This window comes from Peptoanaerobacter stomatis (assembly GCF_000238095.2).
GTDB lineage: Bacteria > Bacillota > Clostridia > Peptostreptococcales > Filifactoraceae > Peptoanaerobacter > Peptoanaerobacter stomatis_A.
In genome coordinates, this window is record NZ_JH815225.1 from 1,185,018 (window position 1) to 1,209,894 (window position 24,877).

Annotated in this window: 19 protein-coding genes; 4 read left to right on the forward strand and 15 right to left on the reverse strand. The window is 31.2% G+C overall.

Annotation, left to right across the window (positions count from 1 at the left end):
• The first annotated feature begins 1 nt into the window (after window position 1).
• The 3 genes from HMPREF9630_RS05010 to HMPREF9630_RS05020 all read left to right on the forward strand — a co-directional run bounded on the left by HMPREF9630_RS05010 (window position 2) and on the right by HMPREF9630_RS05020 (window position 3,133).
• Window positions 2-1,039 carry a DUF4125 family protein gene (locus tag HMPREF9630_RS05010; RefSeq protein ID WP_009527447.1) on the forward strand — a complete coding sequence of 346 codons (1,038 nt, stop codon included), beginning with the start codon at window positions 2-4 and terminating at the stop codon, window positions 1,037-1,039.
• A 214-nt stretch (window positions 1,040-1,253) separates the two neighbouring features.
• Window positions 1,254-2,585: a 4Fe-4S dicluster domain-containing protein gene (locus HMPREF9630_RS05015; protein WP_009527448.1), complete on the forward strand. Its 1,332-nt coding sequence runs from the start codon at window positions 1,254-1,256 to the stop codon at window positions 2,583-2,585.
• Window positions 2,585-3,133, forward strand: coding sequence for a BMC domain-containing protein (locus HMPREF9630_RS05020; RefSeq protein ID WP_009524288.1), 549 nt, complete (start codon window positions 2,585-2,587; stop codon window positions 3,131-3,133). The genes HMPREF9630_RS05015 and HMPREF9630_RS05020 overlap by 1 nt, the downstream gene beginning before the upstream one ends.
• Before the next feature lie 143 nt (window positions 3,134-3,276).
• Here HMPREF9630_RS05020 and HMPREF9630_RS05025 read toward each other — a convergent pair whose 3' ends face one another.
• The 6 genes from HMPREF9630_RS05025 to HMPREF9630_RS05050 all read right to left on the reverse strand — a co-directional run bounded on the left by HMPREF9630_RS05025 (window position 3,277) and on the right by HMPREF9630_RS05050 (window position 13,175).
• Window positions 3,277-6,717 carry a pyruvate carboxylase gene (locus HMPREF9630_RS05025; protein ID WP_009527449.1) on the reverse strand — a complete coding sequence of 1,147 codons (3,441 nt, stop codon included), beginning with the start codon at window positions 6,715-6,717 and terminating at the stop codon, window positions 3,277-3,279.
• 133 nt (window positions 6,718-6,850) lie between these two features.
• On the reverse strand, window positions 6,851-8,317 hold the full coding sequence (locus HMPREF9630_RS05030; RefSeq protein WP_242824681.1) for a hypothetical protein: 1,467 nt from the start codon (window positions 8,315-8,317) through the stop codon (window positions 6,851-6,853).
• A gap of 183 nt (window positions 8,318-8,500) precedes the next feature.
• Complete coding sequence (locus HMPREF9630_RS05035) at window positions 8,501-9,067, reverse strand: hypothetical protein (protein ID WP_009527451.1); 567 nt, start codon at window positions 9,065-9,067, stop codon at window positions 8,501-8,503.
• Between the two features lie 118 nt (window positions 9,068-9,185).
• Window positions 9,186-10,412 carry a TPM domain-containing protein gene (locus tag HMPREF9630_RS05040; RefSeq protein WP_009527452.1) on the reverse strand — a complete coding sequence of 409 codons (1,227 nt, stop codon included), beginning with the start codon at window positions 10,410-10,412 and terminating at the stop codon, window positions 9,186-9,188.
• A 12-nt stretch (window positions 10,413-10,424) separates the two neighbouring features.
• Entirely contained in the window at window positions 10,425-11,495 is a 1,071-nt protein-coding gene (locus tag HMPREF9630_RS05045) for a TFIIB-type zinc ribbon-containing protein (protein ID WP_009527453.1), read from the reverse strand.
• Between the two features lie 315 nt (window positions 11,496-11,810).
• Window positions 11,811-13,175: an SPFH domain-containing protein gene (locus tag HMPREF9630_RS05050; protein WP_009527454.1), complete on the reverse strand. Its 1,365-nt coding sequence runs from the start codon at window positions 13,173-13,175 to the stop codon at window positions 11,811-11,813.
• A gap of 352 nt (window positions 13,176-13,527) precedes the next feature.
• On the opposite strand from HMPREF9630_RS05050, the gene HMPREF9630_RS05055 reads away from it, so the two are divergent.
• A complete protein-coding gene (locus tag HMPREF9630_RS05055; RefSeq protein WP_009527455.1) occupies window positions 13,528-15,000 on the forward strand; it encodes an S-layer homology domain-containing protein in 1,473 nt (490 codons plus the stop codon).
• Between the two features lie 46 nt (window positions 15,001-15,046).
• Here HMPREF9630_RS05055 and rpsR read toward each other — a convergent pair whose 3' ends face one another.
• The 9 genes from rpsR to HMPREF9630_RS05100 form a co-directional block, all read right to left on the reverse strand.
• The gene (rpsR, locus tag HMPREF9630_RS05060) at window positions 15,047-15,304 is read right to left on the reverse strand and encodes a 30S ribosomal protein S18 (protein ID WP_009524296.1); all 258 of its coding nucleotides are present in this window, start codon (window positions 15,302-15,304) and stop codon (window positions 15,047-15,049) included.
• 23 nt (window positions 15,305-15,327) lie between these two features.
• Complete coding sequence (locus HMPREF9630_RS05065) at window positions 15,328-15,789, reverse strand: single-stranded DNA-binding protein (protein ID WP_009527456.1); 462 nt, start codon at window positions 15,787-15,789, stop codon at window positions 15,328-15,330.
• 9 nt (window positions 15,790-15,798) lie between these two features.
• Window positions 15,799-16,089, reverse strand: coding sequence for a 30S ribosomal protein S6 (rpsF, locus tag HMPREF9630_RS05070; RefSeq protein ID WP_009527457.1), 291 nt, complete (start codon window positions 16,087-16,089; stop codon window positions 15,799-15,801).
• 139 nt (window positions 16,090-16,228) lie between these two features.
• The gene (locus HMPREF9630_RS05075; RefSeq protein ID WP_009527458.1) at window positions 16,229-17,272 is read right to left on the reverse strand and encodes an acyltransferase; all 1,044 of its coding nucleotides are present in this window, start codon (window positions 17,270-17,272) and stop codon (window positions 16,229-16,231) included.
• 48 nt (window positions 17,273-17,320) lie between these two features.
• Complete coding sequence (gene csaB, locus HMPREF9630_RS05080) at window positions 17,321-18,403, reverse strand: polysaccharide pyruvyl transferase CsaB (RefSeq protein ID WP_009527459.1); 1,083 nt, start codon at window positions 18,401-18,403, stop codon at window positions 17,321-17,323.
• A complete protein-coding gene (locus HMPREF9630_RS05085; RefSeq protein WP_009527460.1) occupies window positions 18,396-20,495 on the reverse strand; it encodes a DUF5693 family protein in 2,100 nt (699 codons plus the stop codon). Before HMPREF9630_RS05085 ends, csaB begins: the two co-directional genes overlap by 8 nt.
• A gap of 264 nt (window positions 20,496-20,759) precedes the next feature.
• Window positions 20,760-22,316, reverse strand: a complete 1,557-nt coding sequence (gene murJ / locus HMPREF9630_RS05090; protein WP_009527461.1) for a murein biosynthesis integral membrane protein MurJ — start codon at window positions 22,314-22,316, stop codon at window positions 20,760-20,762.
• An 18-nt stretch (window positions 22,317-22,334) separates the two neighbouring features.
• A complete protein-coding gene (locus tag HMPREF9630_RS05095; RefSeq protein ID WP_009527462.1) occupies window positions 22,335-23,273 on the reverse strand; it encodes an Abi family protein in 939 nt (312 codons plus the stop codon).
• Between the two features lie 242 nt (window positions 23,274-23,515).
• Window positions 23,516-24,763 carry a VanW family protein gene (locus HMPREF9630_RS05100; RefSeq protein ID WP_009527463.1) on the reverse strand — a complete coding sequence of 416 codons (1,248 nt, stop codon included), beginning with the start codon at window positions 24,761-24,763 and terminating at the stop codon, window positions 23,516-23,518.
• Between the last annotated feature and the right edge of the window lie 114 nt (window positions 24,764-24,877).

Here is a 24,877-nt window from a genome sequence, read left to right on the forward strand (position 1 = left end):
CATGGAAAAAAATTCGATCATACAAAATATAGTTGACGAAGAGTGGATTCAATTCACAAACACTAAAAATATAGGCAGTAGAGCTGTGTGCCAAGACCAAAAAGGAAATTTTACAGCATCAAGAAGAGCCTATTGGCAGATGTATAATGAAGATATATTAAACTCATACTTAGCTGATATAAAAGCCGCAAAAAGAGAAAATATAAACCTCATAACACAAAAATACGGCTATATGATGAGCTCCACAGACAAAGAAAACTACGAAAAAATAAAATCCCGTTTAATGCCTGTAAACGAGCAAAAAGAAAAGCTTATTTCATCGATAATGCTGATATATATGGCTTGGGAAGAAGAAATAACAAAAAATTATCCTACGCTTGACAATAAAAACAGAATCTTATACTCATATAACGATACAAAAAATTCAACATCCGTACAAACATATATGAAGGGTGAGCTGGCGACATATTCAGCAAGAACTCTTGCACTTATATTGCAATATTTCTTGACACAGGCAAGCCTTAAAAACAATCTTGTATATAAGTATATGTCAAAATTAAACAGTTATGAAAATCCAAGCAATAACAGTTTTTGCACATCAGAAACTCTAAATAGCTGTAGCTCAAACAAAGTTATAGATAATATGGATTTAAAAAGTGCTGAATTGCTCGCAGATTTTGCCAAAAATACAGCAAATGATATGAATTTACCTATCGTTATAACCGTAGTTGATAAATTTGCAAATACGATACTTTTCAAAAAAATGGACAATGCACTTGTTGCAAGTATAGACATTTCTCCTGCAAAGGCAAAAACAGCATTAGCTTTCAAAAAAGATACATATTCTCTGTCACAAGACAGCTTAAGCAAAAGTTTGAACAACTTTAACCCTCCAAGCACAAAATACTGTTTCCTTGGCGGAGGAATACCGATATTTGTAAATGACACATTAATAGGTGCAATAGGCATAAGTGGAGGAAGCGTTGAACAAGATATACAAATCGCACAAGCCTCAATAGAAAAATTTTTAAAAATATAAAATTGCTGATATATTTTTATTCCATTAGACTTGTTTGATAAAATTACAAAAACCTATAAAATATATTTTAATTTAGCGGGGTAACACCGATTTTTGCATTGTTCTTTAATTTGTAATATTTACAAACCAGCAACTGTAAGTAATCAAACAAGTCTAACAGGTATAACATAATTATATAGGTTTTAGTATAATATAGCAAAAGAGAGGTACATAAATGAGTTTTATAGAAGATATATATAAAGCCGGTGTCGTAGGTGCAGGCGGTGCAGGATTTCCTACACATATAAAATATAGAGCAAATGCTACACATCTGATGATAAATGCCGCAGAATGTGAGCCGTTACTTTTTACAGACCAGTATAATATGGAAAATTATGCCGATGATATAATATCCGCCATATCACTTGCAAAATCCAAAATAAAGGCTGATAAAGCAACAATAGGTATAAAATCAAAATACATAAAATCAATATCCGCTTTGCAAAACGCCATAAAAAAACAAAATGCAGATGTAGATATATGCTCTTTTGACAGCTACTATCCTGCAGGAGATGAACAGAGCATAATAAATGAAATCACAGGTGAAGCTCTGCCGGCAGGAAAAATCCCTCTTGATATGAAAATTATCGTATCAAATGTGTCAACTATGAAAAATATTTATGATGCTACAAGGAATATACCTGTAACTGAAAAATGTATAACAGTTACAGGAGAAGTGGTGAGTCCGAGCATAATAACAGTGCCTATAGGTACAAGCATAAAAGAATGCATAAACTTATCAGGCGGTTCATCTATAGAAGACTATGATGTAATAATCGGCGGTCCTATGATGGGTAAACTTCTACTAAAAGAAAATATAGGCACTACATTTGTAACAAAGACTACAGGAGGAATAATAATACTTCCAAAAGACCATAAACTGATAACAAGAAGAAAACAAAGCATAGAACATATAAAAAATCAGGCATCATCTGCCTGTATACAGTGCACATTTTGCACTGAGTTATGTCCAAGATACTTAAAAGGTCATCCTTTAAAACCTCATAAAATTATGAAGGCATTCGGTTTTGGAGATATAACCAATGAGAATTTAAAACAGGCAAATCTATGTTGTGAATGTGGAATATGTGAGTTATATTCATGTCCAATGGGATTATCTCCACGAATGGTAAATGCCCATGTAAAAACAGAACTTAGAAAAAACAATATTCCAAGAGAAAATTATATCACCGATGAAATTCACGATATGCTTATTTACAGAAAAATACCTACAAGCAGACTTATATCTAAAATAGATATAGAAAAATACTATAAAATACATGATTTTAATATATTAAAAAGCGATACGGATACAGTAACAATAATGTTAAGCCAACATATAGGAAAAGTTCCTACACCTGTTGTAAATGTAGGAGATACTGTAAAAAAAGGCGATGTTATAGCCGATTTGTCCATAGATGATATGGGAGCAATAATACACGCAAGCATAGACGGCAAAGTTACTGAAATTACAAATAAAGATATAACAATTAAGAAGGTGATATAATGATAAATGCAATAGGAATAATAGAACTTAACAGTATAGCCAAGGGCATAACAGTGGCAGATGCTATGTTAAAAGCATCAACAGTAACTTTATTGGAATCACGACCTATCTGTCCCGGAAAATACCTCACAATAATACATGGTGACGTAGAGTCTGTAAAAAATTCAATTGATATTGGTAAATCACTTGCAAAAGCGTACTTAGTCGACAGTTTGGTGATACCGAATATACATACGCAAGTAGTAAAAGCTATAACAGGTGTATCAAGCGTAGAAAAATTCAAAGCAATAGGCGTACTTGAATTTTTCTCAATAACCTCATCCATCTTATCAGCAGATTTTGCAGTAAAATCTGCAAACGTAGATATTGTTGAATTAAGATTGGGCATTGCCATAGGAGGAAAATCATTTGTTACTTTGACAGGAGATGTGAGTGCAATACAAGAGGCTATAAAAGTAGGTAAAAGAGCTGGCGTAGAAAACGGATTGCTATTTGAAAGTACAATAATCGACTCCCCTGATCAAGAGTTGTTAAAAAAATTAGTATGATACTAAACCATTTATTAATAGTGAATTAAATAACTGTATAAATAAAGCCATATTACAAACTCCTAAAGTTTGAATCATACAAAAAGAATGTCTATTGCTGAGCATTAAATTAGCCGGCAATAGACATTCTGCTTTTATACACTTTATTTTTTTAATCTTATCAACAATTCTCCTGCTTTTACCTGTTGTCCTGCATTTATGAGCACTTCTTCTACAATTCCGCTCTCTTTTGCAACTATATTTGTCTCCATTTTCATAGCCTCTACCAATATCAAGCTTTGACCTGCTGTAACCTTATCATTTTCTTTTACATAAACTTTTAATATATTCCCCGGTATTGATGCACCTATTTCCATATCATCATTCGGATTTGCAAATTTTGTAATATTTAACTCGTCTTGTTTTTTTGCAAAGTTCTTATCTGCTATTTTTATATCTCTTCTATTGCCGTTTACTTCAAAAGACAATCTTACATTACCTTCCTTGTCAAGTTTTCCTATTTCAAGCAGCGTTATTATAAGTATCTTTCCATCTGCTATTTCTACTTCACAAGTTTCTCCCTCTCTTATACCGTGGAAGAAAACATCACTTGACATATATGAAAGCTCTCCGTATTCAATTAATGTTTTTCTGTAATCTTCATATACTTTAGGATAAAGAGCATAACTCAAACATTCTTTTATCGTAGGTTTATAGTTGTATTTTTTTTCAAGATATTCTGATATTTTATCAAAGTCTTCATCTTCAAGCAATGTTCCAGGTCTTACAGTTATAGGTTTTTCATCTTTTAATACCAATTTTTGCAAGTCTTTTGGAAATCCGCCTTCAGGTTGTCCCATCATACCTGAAAAATAAGTTACTACAGAATCAGGAAAAGTCAAATTTTTGCCTTTTTCATAGATATTTTCTTTTGTAAGTGAATTTTGCACCATAAATATTGCCATATCTCCTACCATTTTTGATGACGGAGTTACTTTTACTATATCACCCAACATTTCATTGACTTCTTTATACATGGTCTTAACTTCACCGAATTTATCAGATAATCCGAAACTATCCACTTGAGGTTTAAGATTTGAATATTGTCCTCCCGGTATCTCATATTTGTATATTTCTGTTGTACCAGATTTCAAATCAGACTCGAAATGCTCGTATATAGGTCTTAATGATGCCCAATAGCTCGATATTTTTTCTAAATTATCCAAATCTATCTTTGTGTTTCTGTCAGTATGCTCTAAGGCTGCAATTATAGAGTTCATTGAAGGTTGTGATGTAAGACCTGACATAGAGCTTATAGCTGCATCTATTATATCAACACCTGCTTGAGCCGCCATTATAACTGTGGCAACTCCGTTACCTGATGTATCATGTGTGTGAAGATGTATAGGTATTGATACTTCTTCTTTTAATGCCTTTATAAGTTTAAATGCTGCATATGGTTTTAGAAGTGCGGACATATCTTTGATACCGAGTATATCAGCACCTGATTTTTCTATATCTTTTGCAAGGTCTACATAATATTTGAGAGTATATTTATCTCTTGTCTCATCCAATATATCTCCTGTGTAGCACATAGTACCTTCTGCCACTTTACCTACATTTTTTACCGCATCTATTGACGGTTTTATAGCCTCAAGCCAGTTAAGCGAGTCAAATATCCTGAATATATCTATTCCGCTGTCAGCAGATTGTTTTATGAATTCTTTTATAACATTATCAGAATAATTTTTATATCCTACCGCATTTGATCCTCTAAACAACATTTGGAAAAGTATGTTTGGTATTCTGCGTCTTAGCTCTGTAAGTCTTTTCCAAGGTGACTCTTTTAAAAATCTATATGCGACATCAAATGTTGCTCCTCCCCACATCTCCAAAGAGAAAAAATCTTTACCGTATAAAGCTGTGGCTTTTGCCGCTTTTATCATATCTATAGTTCTTACTCTTGTTGCAATCAATGATTGATGAGCATCTCTCATAGTTGTATCTGTAATCAATAACTTATCTTGCTCATGTATCCACTTTATAAGTCCGTCTACACCTTTGCTGTCCAAAATTTGCTTTGTACCTGACAAATCCTGTGGCAATCTCGGTTTTGAAATTGAGAGCGCATCAAAATCTTTTTTCACGCCTTTTGTTTCATTTACAATTTTTTCACCTATATAGCTCAATACTTTTAATTCTTTGTCACCTTTTGTAGTTATTTCAAAAAGTGAAGGATTATCTTTTATAAATGATGTTGTACATTCACCTTTTCTAAATTCTTCAGTATTTAATACATTTATCAAAAATGCCGCATTTGTTTTTACCCCGGATATTTTAAGCTCTCCGATTGAACGTTTTGATTTTCTTATAGCGTCTTCAAAAGTTCTTGAATGCGATGTAAGTTTTACAAGAAGTGAATCATAATATGGAGATATTATTGAACCTGTAAATCCGTTACCTCCGTCAAGTCTTATACCTGCTCCTGAACCTGATCTATATACATCCAATCTTCCGGTATCAGGGGCAAATCCGTTTGCGGGGTCTTCTGTTGTTATTCTGCATTGTATTGCATATCCTCTTGGAATTATATCTGCTTGAGAATTTATACCTATTTCAGACGAATTTAACGGATAGCCTTGTGCTATCAATATTTGGCTTTGCACTATGTCATATCCTGTTATTTCTTCTGTAACAGTATGTTCCACCTGTATTCTCGGATTTACTTCTATGAAATAATGGTTCATATCTTTGTCCACAAGAAACTCTACTGTACCTGCATTTATATATCCTACATGTCTTGCGAGTTTCACTGCATCCTCACATATCTGCTGTCTTTTTTCCTCAGTAAGTGATATAGATGGACAAAATTCTATCAATTTTTGATGCCTTCTTTGAATTGAGCAATCTCTCTCAAATAAATGCACTATATTTCCATATTTATCTCCCAATATTTGCACTTCTATATGCTTTGGAGAGTCTATATATTTTTCTATAAAAATATCATCTATTCCGAATGCTTTTTTTGCTTCTGAACGTGCTTCGTTGAAGTTTCGTATGAGTTCTTCTTCGCTGTTTACTATCCTCATACCACGTCCGCCACCACCTGCTGATGCTTTCAGCATTATCGGATATCCGCATGATTTTGCAAATTCCATAGCTTCCTGTTCAGATTTTATGGCTTGCTCCACTCCCGGTATAGTCGGTACGTTTGCCTCTTTTGCTACTATTTTGGAACGTATTTTATCTCCAACAGCGTTTATCATTTCTGATGTAGGTCCTATGAAAGTAATGCCGTTTTCTTCGCATTTTTTTGCAAATTCAGCATTTTCTGACAAAAAACCGTAACCCGGATGTATTGCATCTACATTTTTTTTCTTAGCTAATTTAATTATTTCATCCATAGACAAATATGCGTCTACAGGAGTTTTATTCTTACCTATCTGATATGATTCATCTGATTTTGTTCTGAAAAGTGATGTTTTATCCTGAGCAGAATAAACCGCAACAGTCCTTATACCAAGTTCTTTACAAGCTCTAAATATTCTTATAGCTATTTCTCCTCGGTTTGCCACAAGCACTCTTTTAAATTTATTAAGTTGCATTTATTTTTCTCCTTAAATTCTTTTATATAAATACAAAGCCTTCGCTTTTGGGCGAAAGCTCAATTTTTAAATATATTATTCAAAATAATTTTAGTAAATTATATGCTTCTAATTATTTTATGTCAATATAATATTATCTTTCTTGCTGAATTTTTTTATTTTTTTCTTCAAAGTATGCTTTCTCATCTAACTGCGTTTGAGTCGGAGATTTTTGTCTTAGTGTATTTTGAGACTGTTCCTTGGTTTTTGCATCGCCGTTCATCATATCATTTATCTCTTTTGATGTATAATATCCGCTCTCAAAATTCCTATATAATGAAAACATAGGCTCTGCATAATTGTATAAAAATCCTCTCATATCTCTTGTATCGTTGTACTTATCATAAAATGCGTCTGCAAAGCCGAAATAATACAAAAATGCCTCAAGTCTTCCTTTTGAATTGGAAGTGTCTTCATATGCTTTTGGAAAATATTTTTTCAACAAGTTGTCAGCTACGTTTTGGTTAAAATAATTTCTTCCCATATAGCTACGCTCAAATTCTATCTGTCTTGCCAAGTCATCTACAAAATCACGTTTTTTTGATGTCAGATTCGCTTTTTTAGGCCAACTGTTTAAATTTGGGGGCAGTTTTGACGGTAGTAAATTAGCTATTGAGTTATACTTTATATAGTCTTTATTGTACTCATATTCATACTCATATATCTTGTCATCTCTAAAATATTTTTGACCGTTTTTATATTTTGCTCTTACTTGCGACATATGATTTAATTTCCAAAGATAGTCTTCTTCATTTGTATATTTAAAATCGTCATAATAGCGTCTGTTTCTATACTCGTCATCATAATATATCTTTCTTCCGTTTTTATCGTAGTAATATCCGTAATCTCTCCTGTTTCTCGAAGTACCGTAATATTTTTCCCTATCTTTATACTCATCACTCTTTAAATAGTATTCCAAATAATATTTAAGGTCACTGTCATCGAGTTTTTTTTCGTCTACATCTACAATATATCTTTTGTCTGAGTCTTTGTCATAATAATAATCTTTAATTGTATATATTTTATCACTGTCTTTGTAATAATAGTCTATTGTGACATAGTGTTTTATGTCATTATGTCTATATGTGTCTTCATATATATAATGCCTTTTGCCGTCTACTGTCTTTGTATTATAACTTTCTTGAGAAAAAATATCCGATGATAAGTTGTAATTGCGAAGATTAGTGTCGTTTTTAACGTATCTTTTTTCACCGTAACTGTTGTAATAATAATCTTCTATATCATATACTTTTTCATCATTTACACCATAATAATATCTTATACGAACATAGTGCTTTTTATCGTCTCTGTCCATATATGTGTATTCTTTTACATAATATCTTCTGCCATTGTCATAATATGTCGTATAGTTGTCATTATCATCGTAATATCTATAATACTCTCTATTTCTTGAATTATATTCTCCATCAAAATATAAACCTTCTCTTCTTCCGTAAGAGAGTATGTCTTTTTCTTCCTGTGTAAGTGTCTGCTCACAATATGCTATCGGTGTCATAATTGAAAGAGCTAAAAGTCCTGCTAATATAGCCAATTTTTTCATAGATACACCTTCTTTTATATTTTTTACTATATACGAATAGTCTAACATATGAATTAGCAAATTTCAATATTTATAAATTAATATTATCAATTAGCTAAAATCCATAATATATAAAAAGAGGCGATTACGCCTCTTTCAGTTTATCTATAATCTAATCAGTTTTATTATTTGATTAATTTATGTTTATTTGAATTTTATTGTATCTACCATTGACCATATTTCAGCAATTTTAGAGTTTTCTTTTCCGTCATTTCCGTCAACAATAATTATAGCAAAAGGTTTTTCTTTAGCAAAACCATAGTATATCATACTTTTCATTGTTTCAGAAAATTCAGAATCCGCTTCAGTCATTTCAAGACCTTTAAGTTTTACTCCATCTATTGTGATAGGTTCTACTTCTTTAGGTTCTTCCTCTCCTTCTGCTTTCATCATTTCTCTTACTTCTTTGTCCATCTCTTCTTGTGTTACATTTTCAGTAGATATTAAAAAACTAACAGATGCAAAAACATCGTCATTTATAAAATCTGCGTTTACTGAGTTTCCTCCTCCTTCTTCATCTTCTTTTTCTGCCTTCCAATCCTTAACAATATCCACTGTAAAATCTTCAGTTTCTATTTTCTCTCCAAATTCAACATCTTTAGCCTTTTTTTGTTCAATTCCACTATTTCCTCCGGTTGAGCCTCCACCACAAGCTACCATTGTCAATCCCATTAAACCAGCCATTAATAATGCAAGTATTTTCTTTTTCATCCTAAAATCCTCCCTATATTTTTATAAAACTTTTAATTTAATAAAATTACTCAGTTTTTTATTTTTTTCTTTCTTTTTTATAAAGCCTAAATTTGTTATTTAATATTATAAACTTATTTTAATATTTTCCGGATCGTCCACCACTGCTACCACTACTTCTACTATCACTGCTACTGTTTTCTTTAGGCTTAGGTTTTTCTCTTCTTGTAACATTTCTGTATAAGAAAGATTCGCTACTGTTTCTAAGATTTAAGCTTCCTTCTTTAAGATAATTGTTGGCTGTTCTGTTGAATGCAACTGATTTTAATGAGCTTTTTCCTATTGAGACTATTATGAACGCTATTAGAAATCCTCCCGCTACTCCACCTACATATAATAAAGGATTTATAGGAGGTTTCGGCAAAGTACCGTCTTCTTTTATCTGAGAAACTACTTCCTGCGTTTTGTCAAGATATATATTAAATGCCTCTGCATATTTGTTTTCTTTAAGTTGCGCCAAAACATCAGTCAATATATAATCTTCCCAATATGTAGTGAATGCTTTGTAAATCTTGCCTGATTCGTAAAATCTATAATCTCTGTCTTCATCACTTAAAAGCAACATTATACCATCTTTATTATATTCACGGTCTTTATAAAATTTATCTGCAAATTCTTCTATACTTTGCCCATTTAAGGAATCAACTGTCGCTATTACAACGTCTATATTGTATTTTTTACTTATATCTTCAGCTTTTTTGAGTAAATCAGACTCTTTATCATCAGGTATCAAATTTGCATTATCTTCCAATAAAGTTATTTCTTCATCATTTTCTATTTTATTAGCTTTATCATCGATGCTCAAATAATCAACAAAATCTCCGTTATTATATGTTTCATCATATTTTTGGGCAACTGATGTCATATAGTATTTTACAGGATTCGCAAAAGTTTCGCCTTCAACTTTAACCATTTCTCCCCATAGCTTTTCTATATAATCCTCGTCATATATTTCTCTTAGAGACTCTGTCATATATTCTATATACAGATTTTCTTCAGCTTCATATACAAGCACTATAGTAGGTTCAAGCCAACCCCCTTGCTCCAAGGCTTTTTTGGCATATTCTTCTATCGGCATTCCATCACAATCCACTGTTTGTATGTATACTATATCTATTCCCAAATTATCTGAAATATACTTTGCATACTCATTCAATTCGAGCTTTTCTTCATCACTGAACTGATCAAGTTCATCTATTACAAATATACCGTTTTCATAAGATTTTGAGTCGGGCAGCGCAAATACTGGTAGAACAGATGAAAGTGAAAGTAAAATTGCACATATAAATATTTTAATATTTTTCATATCGGTCACCTCCTAATGTAATAGTGTTATTCCTGCACATATTATCGTAGACAATATAACACCTATAATACTAAACCAGCGGAAATAAGCTGATTTATCTAAAGGTAAATCACCGACAAACTTTCCTGTTTGACCGTTCATAGCAAATGTATATTTTTGTTCTTTCCATGTTGTATGCAACAGCCATACAGGATATAGTGCATAATTCACGCTTGAGTCTTCCAAATTTACTACACTGCTTGATACATAGACTCTATCATGTCCAGTAACTGTATTTTTAAAAGTTTCTTCCACGCTTTCTTTTACTCTCACATTTGCTCTTTCAATACTTTGATCTGCATCTACATCGTATCTTTCTGAAACATATCCTGCCAAATATGCTGTTTGAAAATCTACCGCATCATCAAATTTATAAGGCTCTATTGATTCCATCAAATCGTCAGGCATCTTTGTAGCTCCGTCTACCGGTATTCTTTCAAAATTTACGCTTCCGGCTCTATTTACAAGATATGTAGTTACTTCTGTATATTCATAATCTGAATCACTCCAAGTTCTTATATCTTCCGCTTTGTATTTTACATCAGCATCAGCTTTACAATTAAATAACCAAAATGGAACATATGCACCCTCTATCTTATCTATATGATTCTCATCTTTAAAAGTTTTAGGTAAAAATCTTTTTCCTTTTAAATGACCTTTTAATGCTTCTTTTGCAGCATTTTTATCTATCTTGAACGGAATTATATAATCAGGACGTAAATCACCTGAAAATTGTCCTTTCATAACTATATTGCTACCACAATAAGGACATTGTGTTGCTGATGTGGTAGAGTCCGATATAACTTCTCCTCCACAAGACTCACACGAATACACCGACATACCGCCCGCTTCTTCATTTGACCACTCATTAAAATCAGTACTCCAGTCTATGTTCTCCTGTGTATTCTCAGCAGACTCCATACTTTTAATAGTTTCTATATCAAATTCGGAATCACAAAACGGACATTTCATATTTTGACTTGAACTGTTAAACTCTATAGCTCCTCCGCAACAAGGACATTTAAAATCCATTAAATCACTCATTTTACACCACCTTTTTATTAACTGATTCCATACTAAGACCTATTTAAAATAACATATAACACTAAAATATATAAAATGAATTTGAGTGTGTTTGATTAAAAGAATTGCTAATGCTATCGTAGCCAAATATTCCTTAATAACATACATTACATTCAGTATTTTCATTATATGTATGTTTAATTAGATAATAGCATAGAATTAGGATAAAAAAAATTATATAATTATTTATGCTGAATTTTAAAAAATCTATAGTAGATTGATTTTAAAAAAATTATATTTATATCAATCTACTATATCTTTTTATTAAATAAGTCTTTATCTTTTTATATCATTGTCATCAAACACATCTCCACACTCAGGACAGAATTTTGGAGGTTTTGTCGGATCTTCAGGCTCCCAACCGCATTTATCACATTTATATAAAGGTGCTCCGGCAGGTTTCGGCTTGCCACACTCTGCGCAGAATTTCCCCTTATTTACCGCTCCACAAGAGCAAGTCCAACCATCAGGGTTTGCTTGTGGCTTAGGCGATGCACATTCTACACAAAACTTGCCTGTATTTACTGTTCCGCATGAACAAGTCCAAGTGTTTTGAGATGGCTGAGCTTGCGGTTGTACTTGCGGTTGTTGTTGCATTTGTTGCTGTTGCATTTGTTGCTGTTGCATTTGTTGCTGTTGTCCCATTTGGAATAAATTTTGTGCATTCATTCCTCCTGCTTGTTGTGCCATACCCATGCCCATAAAGCCCATCATAGCTCCACCTTCATTTGATGCGGCTGCTCTCATAGCATCTGATTGAGCTCCTACAAGTGTTGCCGCCGCCATATTAGGATCTCTCATAACAGCTGTTCTTTGCAACTGCTTAATCATATCCTCATCTTCTTTTGGAGCCGTTATAGAATTTATACCTACTGATACTATTGATATACCTCGTAGTTCTGACCATTTTGGTGTCAGTATTTCGTTCATAGCATCAGATAATTCCATAGTGTGACCCGGAAGAGCACTATATCTTATTCCCATCTCAGATATTTTTGCAAAAGAAGGTTGTAAAGCATTTAAAAATTCACTCTTCAACTGACCGTCAATCTCACTTCTGTCATATTGATTTTCTACATTTCCGCAAACATTGGCATAAAACAACATAGGGTTTGTTATCTTATATGAATATACTCCGTTACATCTTACAGATATATCCACATCAAGCCCTATATTTCTATCAACTACTCTAAAAGGCACAGGATTTTGTGTTCCAAATTTATTATCAAGTAATTCTTTCATATTGAAATAATATACTCTTTGATCTTTTCCTGTATCTCCACCGTAAGCAAACCTTTTGCCTACTGTTTCAAAAGTCTTCTTAATTCCTTCGCTAAAAGAACCGTTAAATATTGACGGTTCTGTTGATGAATCAAAAGTAAATTCTCCAGGCTCTGCACAAAATTCCACTACCTTGCCTTGTTCAACTATCATCATGCACTGTCCGTCAGCTACCGCAATACCTGAACCTTGTGAAATTATATTATCGCTTCCCTTTTTATTGGACGAACGTCCTCCTATGCGTTTTTGACCTTTAACAACCAATACATCATTTGGAATAGAATCACAATAAAAAAATTCTTTCCATTGGTCAGCCATTGTTCCGCCTAATGCTCCAAGACCTGCTTTTATTAATCCCATAACATTTCCCCCCTATGATTTATTAACATATGTAAAAACTTAAATAACGCAAACACAATAAAACTATAGTAACATTAAACAAATCTAAAACTTATAGGCATTTTTATATTTATTAACTGCATTTTAAGCACCAAATAAATATTTTTTCATATTGTTTTTTGTATTAATTATAAATAAAAGTTATACGTTTACAATACCATTATAATCATTTTTTTTTTAATTACATCTGTAATATTACCTGTTTTTTATTAAATTTTTATATCATTGACAAAAAAAACATATTCAATTATAATCAGATTATATAGGCAAACGATTATTTTTGTATTAATTCTAAGCAGAAAGGAGAATTTATATGACATTCAAAAAATCAAAATATTTGTTGACTTGTATTATAATATTTTTTATAACATTCTTTTTTGTCTTATTTCGTTCATCACACGCTTATATGGATTTCACTACCCTATCTATGGGTATTGAGCACAGATACGGTAATGATGATAGAGATTTTTCCGATGACACATTAAGCATCAATGATACTAATGTTGATCTGAGCAGATATGTAAGAAACAGAGACGGTTATACGGTTGAATCTTATTCACCGAGCCAATTTATTAATCCCAGCCAATATAGTCCGGGAAGTTTTTTAAGCGTAACTATATATTATAAGAAAAATGAGCCTGCGCCTCCACCGGAACCTACTCCTCCACCGGAACCTACACCTGATCCGAAACCTGATCCTACGCCTCCTCCGCAAAATAACGGAAAGAAAGACTCATATATCTACATCTACTACAGGAGCGTAGCAGGACACGATGTGCTTGCATCGCAAACTATACAAGGTTATGATGGTGAAACTCTAAATCTTAATGACTATGTAAAAGATGTAACTACCATGACTCATGTAGGATTCGAGCCTTCCTCAGCTACAGTCACATTCAATAAGAGTAGAAGAGGTATGGGAATAATCCTGTATGAAAAAAATCAAAAATTGAACCAAAACAACAATAACAATAATAACAACAACAATAACAACAATAACAATAACAATAACAACAATAACAATAACAATAACAACAATAACAATAACAATAACAATAACAACAATAACAATAACAATAACAATAATAACAATGACATCTATATCAAAAAGAGTTATAAGGAGTATCTTCCTCCATCCGACGAAGAGAACACAACTGAAAATACACAAGTTTCTAAAAATCAGGATACATCAGATGAATATATCATTGGACCTGAAAGCAATAGTGTAGCAATTATAAAAGGATATCCTAACGGAACTGTAAGACCGAATGCTGCTGTCACAGGTGAAGAATTTGCATCCATGTTGTATAAATTACTAAATAAGAACTACACTGCAAATATAGACGTATCATCTTTTAATTCTTCTCGTTTAAAAAAATCATCATGGTCATATGAGGCTGTATCCAAATTGGTAAGTGCAGGAATAATTAATGAAGATTATCCCGGTTCATTCAATCCGAAGAAAAAAATTACAAGAGGTGAAGTTGCGATGGCATTATCAGCTTTATATGAAGGTGAAGCCGACAACAGATTTGTATTTATCGATACGCAAGACACTAAATACGAAGATCCTGTAAAAATTGTGACTTCTAATCATATCATGAGCGGATACCCTGACGGCTCATTTAAACCTGAAAAAGAAATTACAAGAGCCGAATTAATAGCCACATTGAACAAATTAACAGGAAGAACTAAATCCGTTATAAAAAAAGAATACACATTTTCAGACTTAAAAAAATCTTCATGGTATTACTATGAAATTCAAGCCGCATTACAAGGTAAATAAAAATACACAAAAAAAGGACTGTATCTACAGTCCTTTTAATTTTATCTTATTCTACTGTGTAAGGCAACAACGCTATTATTCTTGCTCTTTTTATAGCATTTGTAAGTTTTCTTTGTGCCTTAGCTGATGTTCCTGTCACTCTTCTTGGAAGGATTTTTCCTCTTTCAGATATAAATTTCTTAAGTAGAGCAACATCTTTATAATCTATTTGATTTATTTTATCTCCAACAAAAGGGTCAACTTTTTTTCTTCTTTTTCTAAAGTTGGCATTGTTGTTAGCATTTGCTTGTTTTTGGTTAGCCATTTCTTACACCTCCAAATCTTTTGCTAAAATGGTACTTCATCATCTGACAATGCTCTGTAGCCTTCTTCATCAAGGCCTTCAGGCATAAATTCATCTTCTTTTTGTGATTGAGCAGCTTGATTTCCTGATGACATAGAATTGTTGGAAGATGTTTGAGTTTTTTTATCTCCCCAATCTATGAATTGTACATCTTCTGCAATTATCTCTACTGAGTATTGCTTAACTCCGTTTTTATCTGTATAGTTATTGTTTTGCAATCTGCCTCTTACTGCAACCATTCTACCTTTTGCAAGATAATTGGCACAAGTCTCCGCTCTTTTTCCCCATACAACTATGTTGAAAAAATCAGCAGTAACTTCAGCGTCTTTTGCGGCAAATGCTCTGTCAACAGCTATAGAAAATCTCGTTACGGCATTACCTGTAGATGCAATATACCTAAGCTCAGGATCTCTTGTCAATCTTCCAATCATTATAACGGTATTCATATCTTCCTCCTATTTATTATCAGTAATGTTGATAATCATATGGCGGATTACTTGATCCATTATTTTAAGATTTCTGTCAAGTTCTTTAGGAACTTCTGCTCCCGCATTGAACTTAACTAAAACGTAATAGCCGTCGCTCAATTTTTGTATTTGGTAAGCAAGTTTTCTGTTACCCCATACATCAACAGCTTCAACTTCTCCGTTTGTGTCGATGATACCTTTTAGCTTGTCTTGGATTTTTTGCTTAGTTTCATCATCTGTGTCAGTTCTTAAAATATAAACTAATTCATATTTTTTCATTGATATTCACCTCCCTCGGACTATTGGTTCTTTAACTTGTAAAGAACAGAAAGTGTAATTTTCTAAAATTACAACAATTTATAATATCACTTTCCAAAAATTTTTTCAAGTGTTTTTAAATAATTTATATATTTTATAATCATATCAAATATTTATTTATATATTTTATGCGTTTTAAAATCTCATATATTATATAGCTCGGAATAAATACTATCAATATAAAGATAGGTACATTTATTATATCGGGATAATTAACTATGTTTATATTTTTATAAAATAATATCTTTAAAAATATGTCATGTACTAAAAATATGCAAAATGACGCTTTAGATATATTTTCTACGATTTTTGATGAATATATTTTTAAATCCGTACTCACAACAAATCCGAAAAAACCGTATGCCATAAGCATTACTCCTATAGACATACCTCCCCAAAATACTATATTTATATCATTTTTAAGCAGGCATAAAAAATATGTTGCTCCAAAACTTATTATAAAACCTATAAACAAGACTATAAAATAATGCTTGGTTTTTCTTATATTTGTGTTTATATAATATCCAAGTACTCCATAGCCTATTGACGCATATCCGAGATGCATTGCTATATATTGAGTAAGATTGTTGAATTTTCCTTGAGCGTCAAGCCCTATAAATGTCGGCAACACTATGCCGAGAGCCACCCAAACTATCAAAAAATATTTTATTTCCGATTGTTTTGCATTGTTTATAAATATCTTTACTATAGGTGTAAAAATATAAAATAATACCATTATATAAATATAATATAACTGATAATTATGATTGAAATAAATTATATTTTTTATGGCATTTTTTATGGCTTCAAGTTCAAAAACTCCTGTTTGCACACGTCTATAGATTATATACATACTTTCATATATGCTTGCCCAAAAAAATAATGCCGTTATCATCCGTACAATATATTTTTTGAAAATATCTTCTATTTTTATAACTTTACTCTTATTAAACAGCAGTGCTCCGCTACACATAAAAAATAGCGGTACGGCAGGTGCTACAATACTTCTGTAAAACACCGCTATACCCCAACTCCTGCTTGCAAAAGTATAGTCATAAAGCGCTGACGCTGTAGAATGAATACCTATAACAAATATTATTGCTACTGCTTTTATAAAATCTATGTTTCCGCTTCTGTTTTGCATAATTTTCTCACTAAACATTATATATTTTTGCACATCTTAATTTAAAATTTATTTTTCTATGATTAATTTCATATAATCAAAGTTTTTCTTTGCCATTTCCTTTATTTTCTCAATTTTACTTTCGAGTTTTTTTCTGTATGATTGTATATTTATCTCCATATCGTCAACAGATTTTTTCATATCTTCAATGCTCATATCTTCTATTTTGCTGCACACCGGCATATCTATCTGATTTAAAAGATTATCTATCTTAGGATCATAACTGAAACCAAGCACCGGTGTACATACACTCGATGCAAATATAAGTCCGTGAAGTCTCATGCTTATCACATATGTCGCTTTTTGCATTATACCCATCATCTGCATAGGTGTTATATCTTGTATTATATATGAGTTGTTTTTCATCTTCTGTTTTATTATATGTGTAGATTTCAAATCATGTGGATATTGGAGTGCAAAAAATATTATATTTTTATCATATTTTTCTATTATATAATCACAGGCTTTTGCAAATATTGTTGTAAATTCTCCTTGCTTATCCCATGACCGTACTGATATTACAACAAATTCTTTATCGCAAGGTATGTTGTTTTCTTTTAACAATGCTTGTGTATTATCATCAGGTTTGAGCGAGAATACAGGGTCTGTCGTTAAAAATATATTTTTATTTTCAACTTTCATTGATTTTATAGTTTCCAACGCTTCTATATCTCGAAGGGTTATAATATCAGATTTTTCTATTGATTTTTTCACTCTTTTTATATTGCTCTGTTTTTTTAGCGGTCCGATTCCGTTTGCATATATCATAACTTTTTTACCGAATAATTTTGCAATATTTATTATGCTTGTATAATATATGAGTGAGCGTGTACTTGTCTTATCTTGAAAAAGTGTGCCTCCTCCACTTATAAGTATATCGCATTTTAATAATGCTTTTAGTATATGAAGTGGATTAAATCTTTTTACAGCATTTATATTATATTTTTCTTTTGTAAATTCTATATTATCCGATAACACAGTTATATCTGCATTTTTATCTATTTTCTTTATATTGGCTATTATGGATTTTAATATGGCTTCATCGCCTGCATTATTGTATCCGTAATAGCCTGATAGCAATATTTTATGCATTTGCCCTCTTACCTCTTTGGATTATTTTACATATTATATCTATAAGCACTACTATTACAAATGTTATTACAAAACTTACCGCATATTCTACCCCTACTCTTGAAAGCGACACAAGAAACGGTGTTCTTATATGTGAAAATGTATTTAATATATCCGCTTGTCCAATAGTAGCTGCCAATGCAAAAAGTATATAAGTATCTCTGAATTTTTTCTTAGATGCTAACATTATGAGTAATATCAGTGACGGATAACCCAAAAATATAGCTTTGTTTCTCGGTCTTGCAGGAAATATATATTCAAATATATTTCTCATAAGTATTTCAGATGACGAAGGATCAACATTTGATGTATGTCCACTTCTAAGCAACATAAGTCCGAGTACGCCAAGCATAGCAAAAAGCAACACCACTTGCCATACCTTTACATTTTTTTGGAGTGTTTCTACAACTTGTTCTTTAAGTGACCTGTTTTTATCAAAATATTTTCCAAGTCCTATTATGCTCAAATATGCAAACGGCACTATCAAAAGTGGTAACATCTGTGATATTTTTACACCTGAAAATTTACTGAATTCAAGCATATATACACTATCTCCGTACAAAGTCACTATGAATGTAACTCCTATCAGTGAAATCATTATACATTTCAACAATTCTACAGTTCCAAATAAAAATAGTTTATAAATATTTGTATTTTCTAAAGATTTATTTTCTTCAAATTTTTTTGTAGCTCTTAGTAAATATACAATAGAAAGTGTAGCAAATGATATTGTACCGAGCAATGCCATAAATGTATTAAATGTCGCAAGCTTTATATTAAATTTATATATTCCTGCTGAGCCTATCACTCCAAGTACAAGTAATACGAGTTGAATGTTTTGTGTATTTTTAAATATATTGTCAAATATTATAAGGGCACTTACCATTATTGCAACTGTAGCTAATAATTTCATATATTTAGATGTCAAAAATCTATCCATAGTTTTTACATAGCTGTCTGATGTTATAGGTGTTATGCCATAAAATTTATCAAGTCTTGAATTTAATTCTTCGAACCTTTGTTTATATATACTCATATCTGTTATGAGATGGCCTCCTTTGTAATGGAAGGCTCTGAAATATATAACTCTTATATTTCTTTCAGATATGGCTCTATAATATGAATTCATTATCTCTTGACCTTGATTATGACCTGCTATGCCATAGTCATATCTGTCTTGTATATATGTTAGAGTTGAAAATAATCTCGTTGTCTGATAATCCATTTTTTGAGTCAAAGCTCTCAAACCTTTTAAGTCTATATTTCCGTCCTGCTCAGATGTTTCTATTGCAACTGGTATCAAAGATGCTTCTTTCATCTTTTCAGCAAGATAATCGGTATTTTCTTCTCCTCCTAATATCTCCTCTCCACCGAATATAACTATTCTTTGATTAGGGGAATATTTTTTTACAAAGTTAATATATCTATCTATTGATTTTTTTTCATCTTGTATCGCACCTATATATACAGGTCTTAAATTTATAGAAAATTTATTGTCTTTCAACTCTTGAAGTTCACTGTCCACAAAACCCAATCCTGTATATTCTATAAGCGACTGCTTGTTGTTTTCAAGTGCAACTCTCTTACCTGTAAAATCTCTCATTATCTGTGAGCTGTTATATGCAAAATCAGATAATCTGCCTTCTATTATCAGTGTATCTTCGTCCTTATAATATATTTTTCTGCCATCTTTTACAGTTTCCTCAAGACCTTTTTTAATGTATTCAAGTCCATATTTTGTACCGTTTATCTCCAAGTCTAAACCGTCATACCTTGTAGATATCTTAAAATTTTCATTCAATTTAAGCGAATCTATAGTATCCTCAAAAACACATATAGAATTTACACCTATATCCGTAAATTCTCTTGCTACATCTAAATAATCTCTGTTTTCAACAGATGCAACGCTTTTTATATCTCTAAGCTCCATTACGGTTTCATATGTTTTATAATTGCTTTCAACGTTTATACGCTCATACACAACTTTTAACGAGCCGAGTAGACATATACACATCAAAAATAAATAAACAAAATATATTTTTTTAAGCCTCATCCAATTACCTCTTTAAAAATTTTATAATAAATTTATTTATAGGATTTAATACTAAAATCCATTTAAAATTAAGATATGCTCAAATTGTTTTGCAATCAAAATTGCTGACACTTTTATAAAAAACTCCTAAAGCACAAAACATTTTAGAGTTATCTTAAAATATCTTTTAATATTAACAATGTGTTCGGTTTGTAACAAAAAACATATTTGAATATTATATTAAAATATCTCTTTTTAATTAGATAATAATATAAAATATTAAATTTAAGAATTTTTTCTCTTTTTTATAATATTTTTTACAAAACTCACCTGTTTTATTTTTAAAATAAATGCTGAAAGAAAATATGTCAATACTCCTGCAACAAACAATATTGCCAAATTTATAATTTTTTTAGAAGCACCTATATTTCCTCCAGGCAGTATTTTCTTTATTAAAAATATCACTATACACATCAAAACTGAAGATATCACAATCTTCAATATCTCTTTTATAAAATCAAAGTCTATAAGCTTGGTATTTTTGTCCATTTGCAACGGTATTATAAGCATAATCGCATTTATAGTAACTGATATTGATGATGACAACGCCAAGCCGCCTACTTCAAATTTATTTATGAGTAAAGCACAAAACACATAGTTGATAATTATTGCAACTATTGCACTTATCATAGGCACTTTTCCATTTTCTTTTGCAAAATACACTCTCGATAAAATCGTCTGTATGGCATATCCTATCATACCTACTGAAAAGAAAAATAGTGCACTTGAAGTAATATTTACGGAAAATTCATCAAATCTATTGCCTCCATATATGAGTCCTATTACTTCTTTGCTCAAGCTCATAACACCTGCCATTAGCGGAAGTATTAAAAACATAGTAGCTTCCATAGTTGTACTGACAGTTTTGTTAAATTCGTCCTGCTTCTTATCATTTATGAGTTTTGACAATTGTGGAAATACGAAATTCATTATTGACAATACCAATACACTCGCTATCATCGTATAAAGATTATTTGCAAATTCAATCGCAGCTACCGCAGAACCTTCGTATAATCTTGAAGCATATTTTGCATTTATCAATATATTAAACGGTTGAACCCATGTGCTTATCATAACCGGACCCATTAATATGAGAGTTTCTTTCAAATATGGATAATCCAAATAAGGTTTGAAATGATATCTATATCCTATTTGTTTTAGCGACGGTATTTGAATAAGTACCTGCATTATCCATCCTATAAGATAAGTTACAGCTAAACCGTATATACCGAATACTTTGTCGAATGTAAAATAATATACAATTATTATAATATTAAATACAACACTTATAGATGCCGGTATCAAAAATCTGTCCATAGACTGCAATATACCTACAAACGAAAATGCAATACCTGTGCATATCATTGTAGGTAGTAATATTTTTAGCAGATTTATACAAAGCTCATGTGTTTTTTCATCAAAACCGTCTGCAAAAAAATATGCTATTTCTTTTGCAAAAATCATTGATAAACTCATAAGTAAGACCATGAACATTCCGACAACACTTATAAAAACATCAGAAAATTCATATGCTTTATCTCTTCCTTTTTCTTTTAAGGCTCTGTTAAATATTGGTATAAAGCTCGAAGTAATAGCAGACGCAAATATAGCGTCAAACAAAACTCTCGGTATTCTGCTCGCCGTCAAAAACGCACTTACTTCAACACCGCTACCATATTGTCTTGCAAGTATCATATCTCTTAAAAGTGCCAACACTTTACCTGCAAGTGTTATTATCATAATATAGCTTACTGTTTTCACAGCTTTATTTTTTTCAGACAATTCTTTCTCCTAATTAATTTAGAAATTTATATCTTTAATTTCTTTCCAATTATGTGGAAATCCCATCATATTATATATTTTAGTTATATGTATGCTGTCAATATTTTCATCCAGATCTTCAAATACTGCAATAAGTTCATTTATCATCTTCATCTTATCTTCTCTTGAAAGCAACATACATAGTGTTATGCAAAGTGCAAATACATCTTTTTTACCATTTTCTGAAGTGTCATTTATTTCAAAATATGTATGATATTCATTATGGGCAATAGAGAACTTTGTAGCTTTTACATTATACAATCTTTCGTCATGTGCACATATATTTCTATATGCATTTAAAAGCTCCATATAAGTTTCCAATTCATTGACTTTTACTCTGAAATATTTTCTTGCGATATACTGTTTTTCTTCATCTTTCATAAGTTTGTAGAAATTTATTATTCCTCCGAAAGTAAGTATATTCGCCAATATCCAAAAAGGGACATTGTTATATTTTTCTATATTGTATGTTATATACTCGTTTTTTCCTATAGCTTTGCTGAGTGCATTGTGCAAAGAACCTATCAAAAAGAATATCTCTTTTGTATTTTTTTCATCTTCACACGCAAAATTGGAGTAATGCAGATAATTTTCAGAACCATAGATTTTTGAAAACTCATAGCTTATTGCAGACTTTAAATTTTGTTCCATTATAAGTATATATTTCAGAAATATTATTCTAATAGATCTGTCAAACATATATAAAGAATATATCTCTTCAAATGCAGAACCTGGTATATATTTTGACTTATCTCCCGATTTTCTATCAAGCAAAAACGGGGTTCTGTATCCGTTTATCACAACATAGTAATTGGAGCGCACGAGCATCTCCACTGCTTTTTGTTCGTCTTTTATAGTCAAATTTTTACTTTTCAATATGTTAATCTGTTCACCAACATTTGAAAAAACTTTTTTCATATTAAAATCTCCATATATAAATTAAAAGCATATTAAAAGAACTATAAATAATCTAATTGGAAACCAATAATTAAGTAAAATTATTATCCAATTAAATCTATATATTTTTAATATAAGGCTCAAATATATTTTGCTTGAACACTTTTTTATAAATATCTGCAAAGCAGATATTTATAAAAGTATCCAAAATTTTGCTCGTAAAAAACTTTAATCATAGCTTAATTTAAAAAGCATTTAATATCTTAGTTGCTTGGAGTTTGATAATTTGAATAGAATTTTTCCTCTACCGTACTACCTTCTATAGCTCTGTAAAGAACATAGCTGAGTCCTCTACCTGATGTCCATATCTTTATATTTTTTTTATCCGCTCTGTTACCGTATATATTAAATGTTATCTCATCATTTGCAGTTCTTTGATAAGTTATATATATATCATGCGGAAAATTGTTTCTAAATACAAAATCATTATAATCTGAAACCATAGCGTCTCTGCCTCTAGGTACATAATGCACCGGAAGCGTATGGCATCTTCTATGATCTATTTGCAAACCGCTTTCAAGTGTTGCATTGAAAAGCGTAGTAGATACTTGGCAAAGTCCTCCGCCCGTTCCTTCTACAAATTTATTATTTAAAATTACTTTAGCTGTTCTTAAATTAGGATATATAGGAGATATTCTCGTATTATATTTGAATTGTTCATTAGGTGCCAATTTAGTGCCGTTTATTTCTTCTCCGGCCAACACAATATTGCTTGTTCTTCCTGTATCATAGGCATTATACTTAGTAGTATAGCTTGAGAATAGTACAACTTCGTTTTTAAGTATATTGCTGTCTATTTGTTCATTATTTATAAACGGTACTTTTAACGGAGTATAATCTGCAATTCTTATCCTATTCATAAGCTCGTTTTTAAATTTTGCTTTGTCTATCTTCTTTTCGCCCAGTTTTTTTGTAATAATCTTATATTTATTTGTATTTCCTATTTTTTGAGGATATAATATCTCTTTTAAATGCTTATTTGTAAAATAATCCTCTATTTGTGCTGTAAATACATCAAAACTCCACTCATCTACTTTAAGAGGAGGAAATTTTTGCTTATAATCGTAAGTAAATGCTTTATTCGCTTGAAAATCATAAATTTTTCCTGTTTGTTCGTCATAAAGCCTGAATGTACCTATAAAATAATTGTTTACTGTCTCTAATTTAGGTTTATCCGCTTGAGACATATCCTCTTTTTTTTCAGAGCTTTCTTCTTTTAGTTGCTTTTCAGTAGTAGCATTTTTTTGATTAGACTCTATACCTTCTTGAATATTATTATTTTCATTAGAAAATTCAGTTTCCACTTTATCAGGCTTTATATCTTCATAAACTGTATTTACAGGTGTATCATTTTTTTCGCCATCATTGTCTGCAAATGCTATACTATTACTGAAAATAGTGGAAACACTTGCCAAAACACACAAGGCTGTCTTTAATATATTCCTTTTCATAATACTCACTTTCTCACAAATTGTTAAATTTGCAGCCGATTGATTTCAACTGTTATAATATTTATAAACCATTTTTATAAACTGTTTTCATATTTTTTAATTTAAATTTTTGAT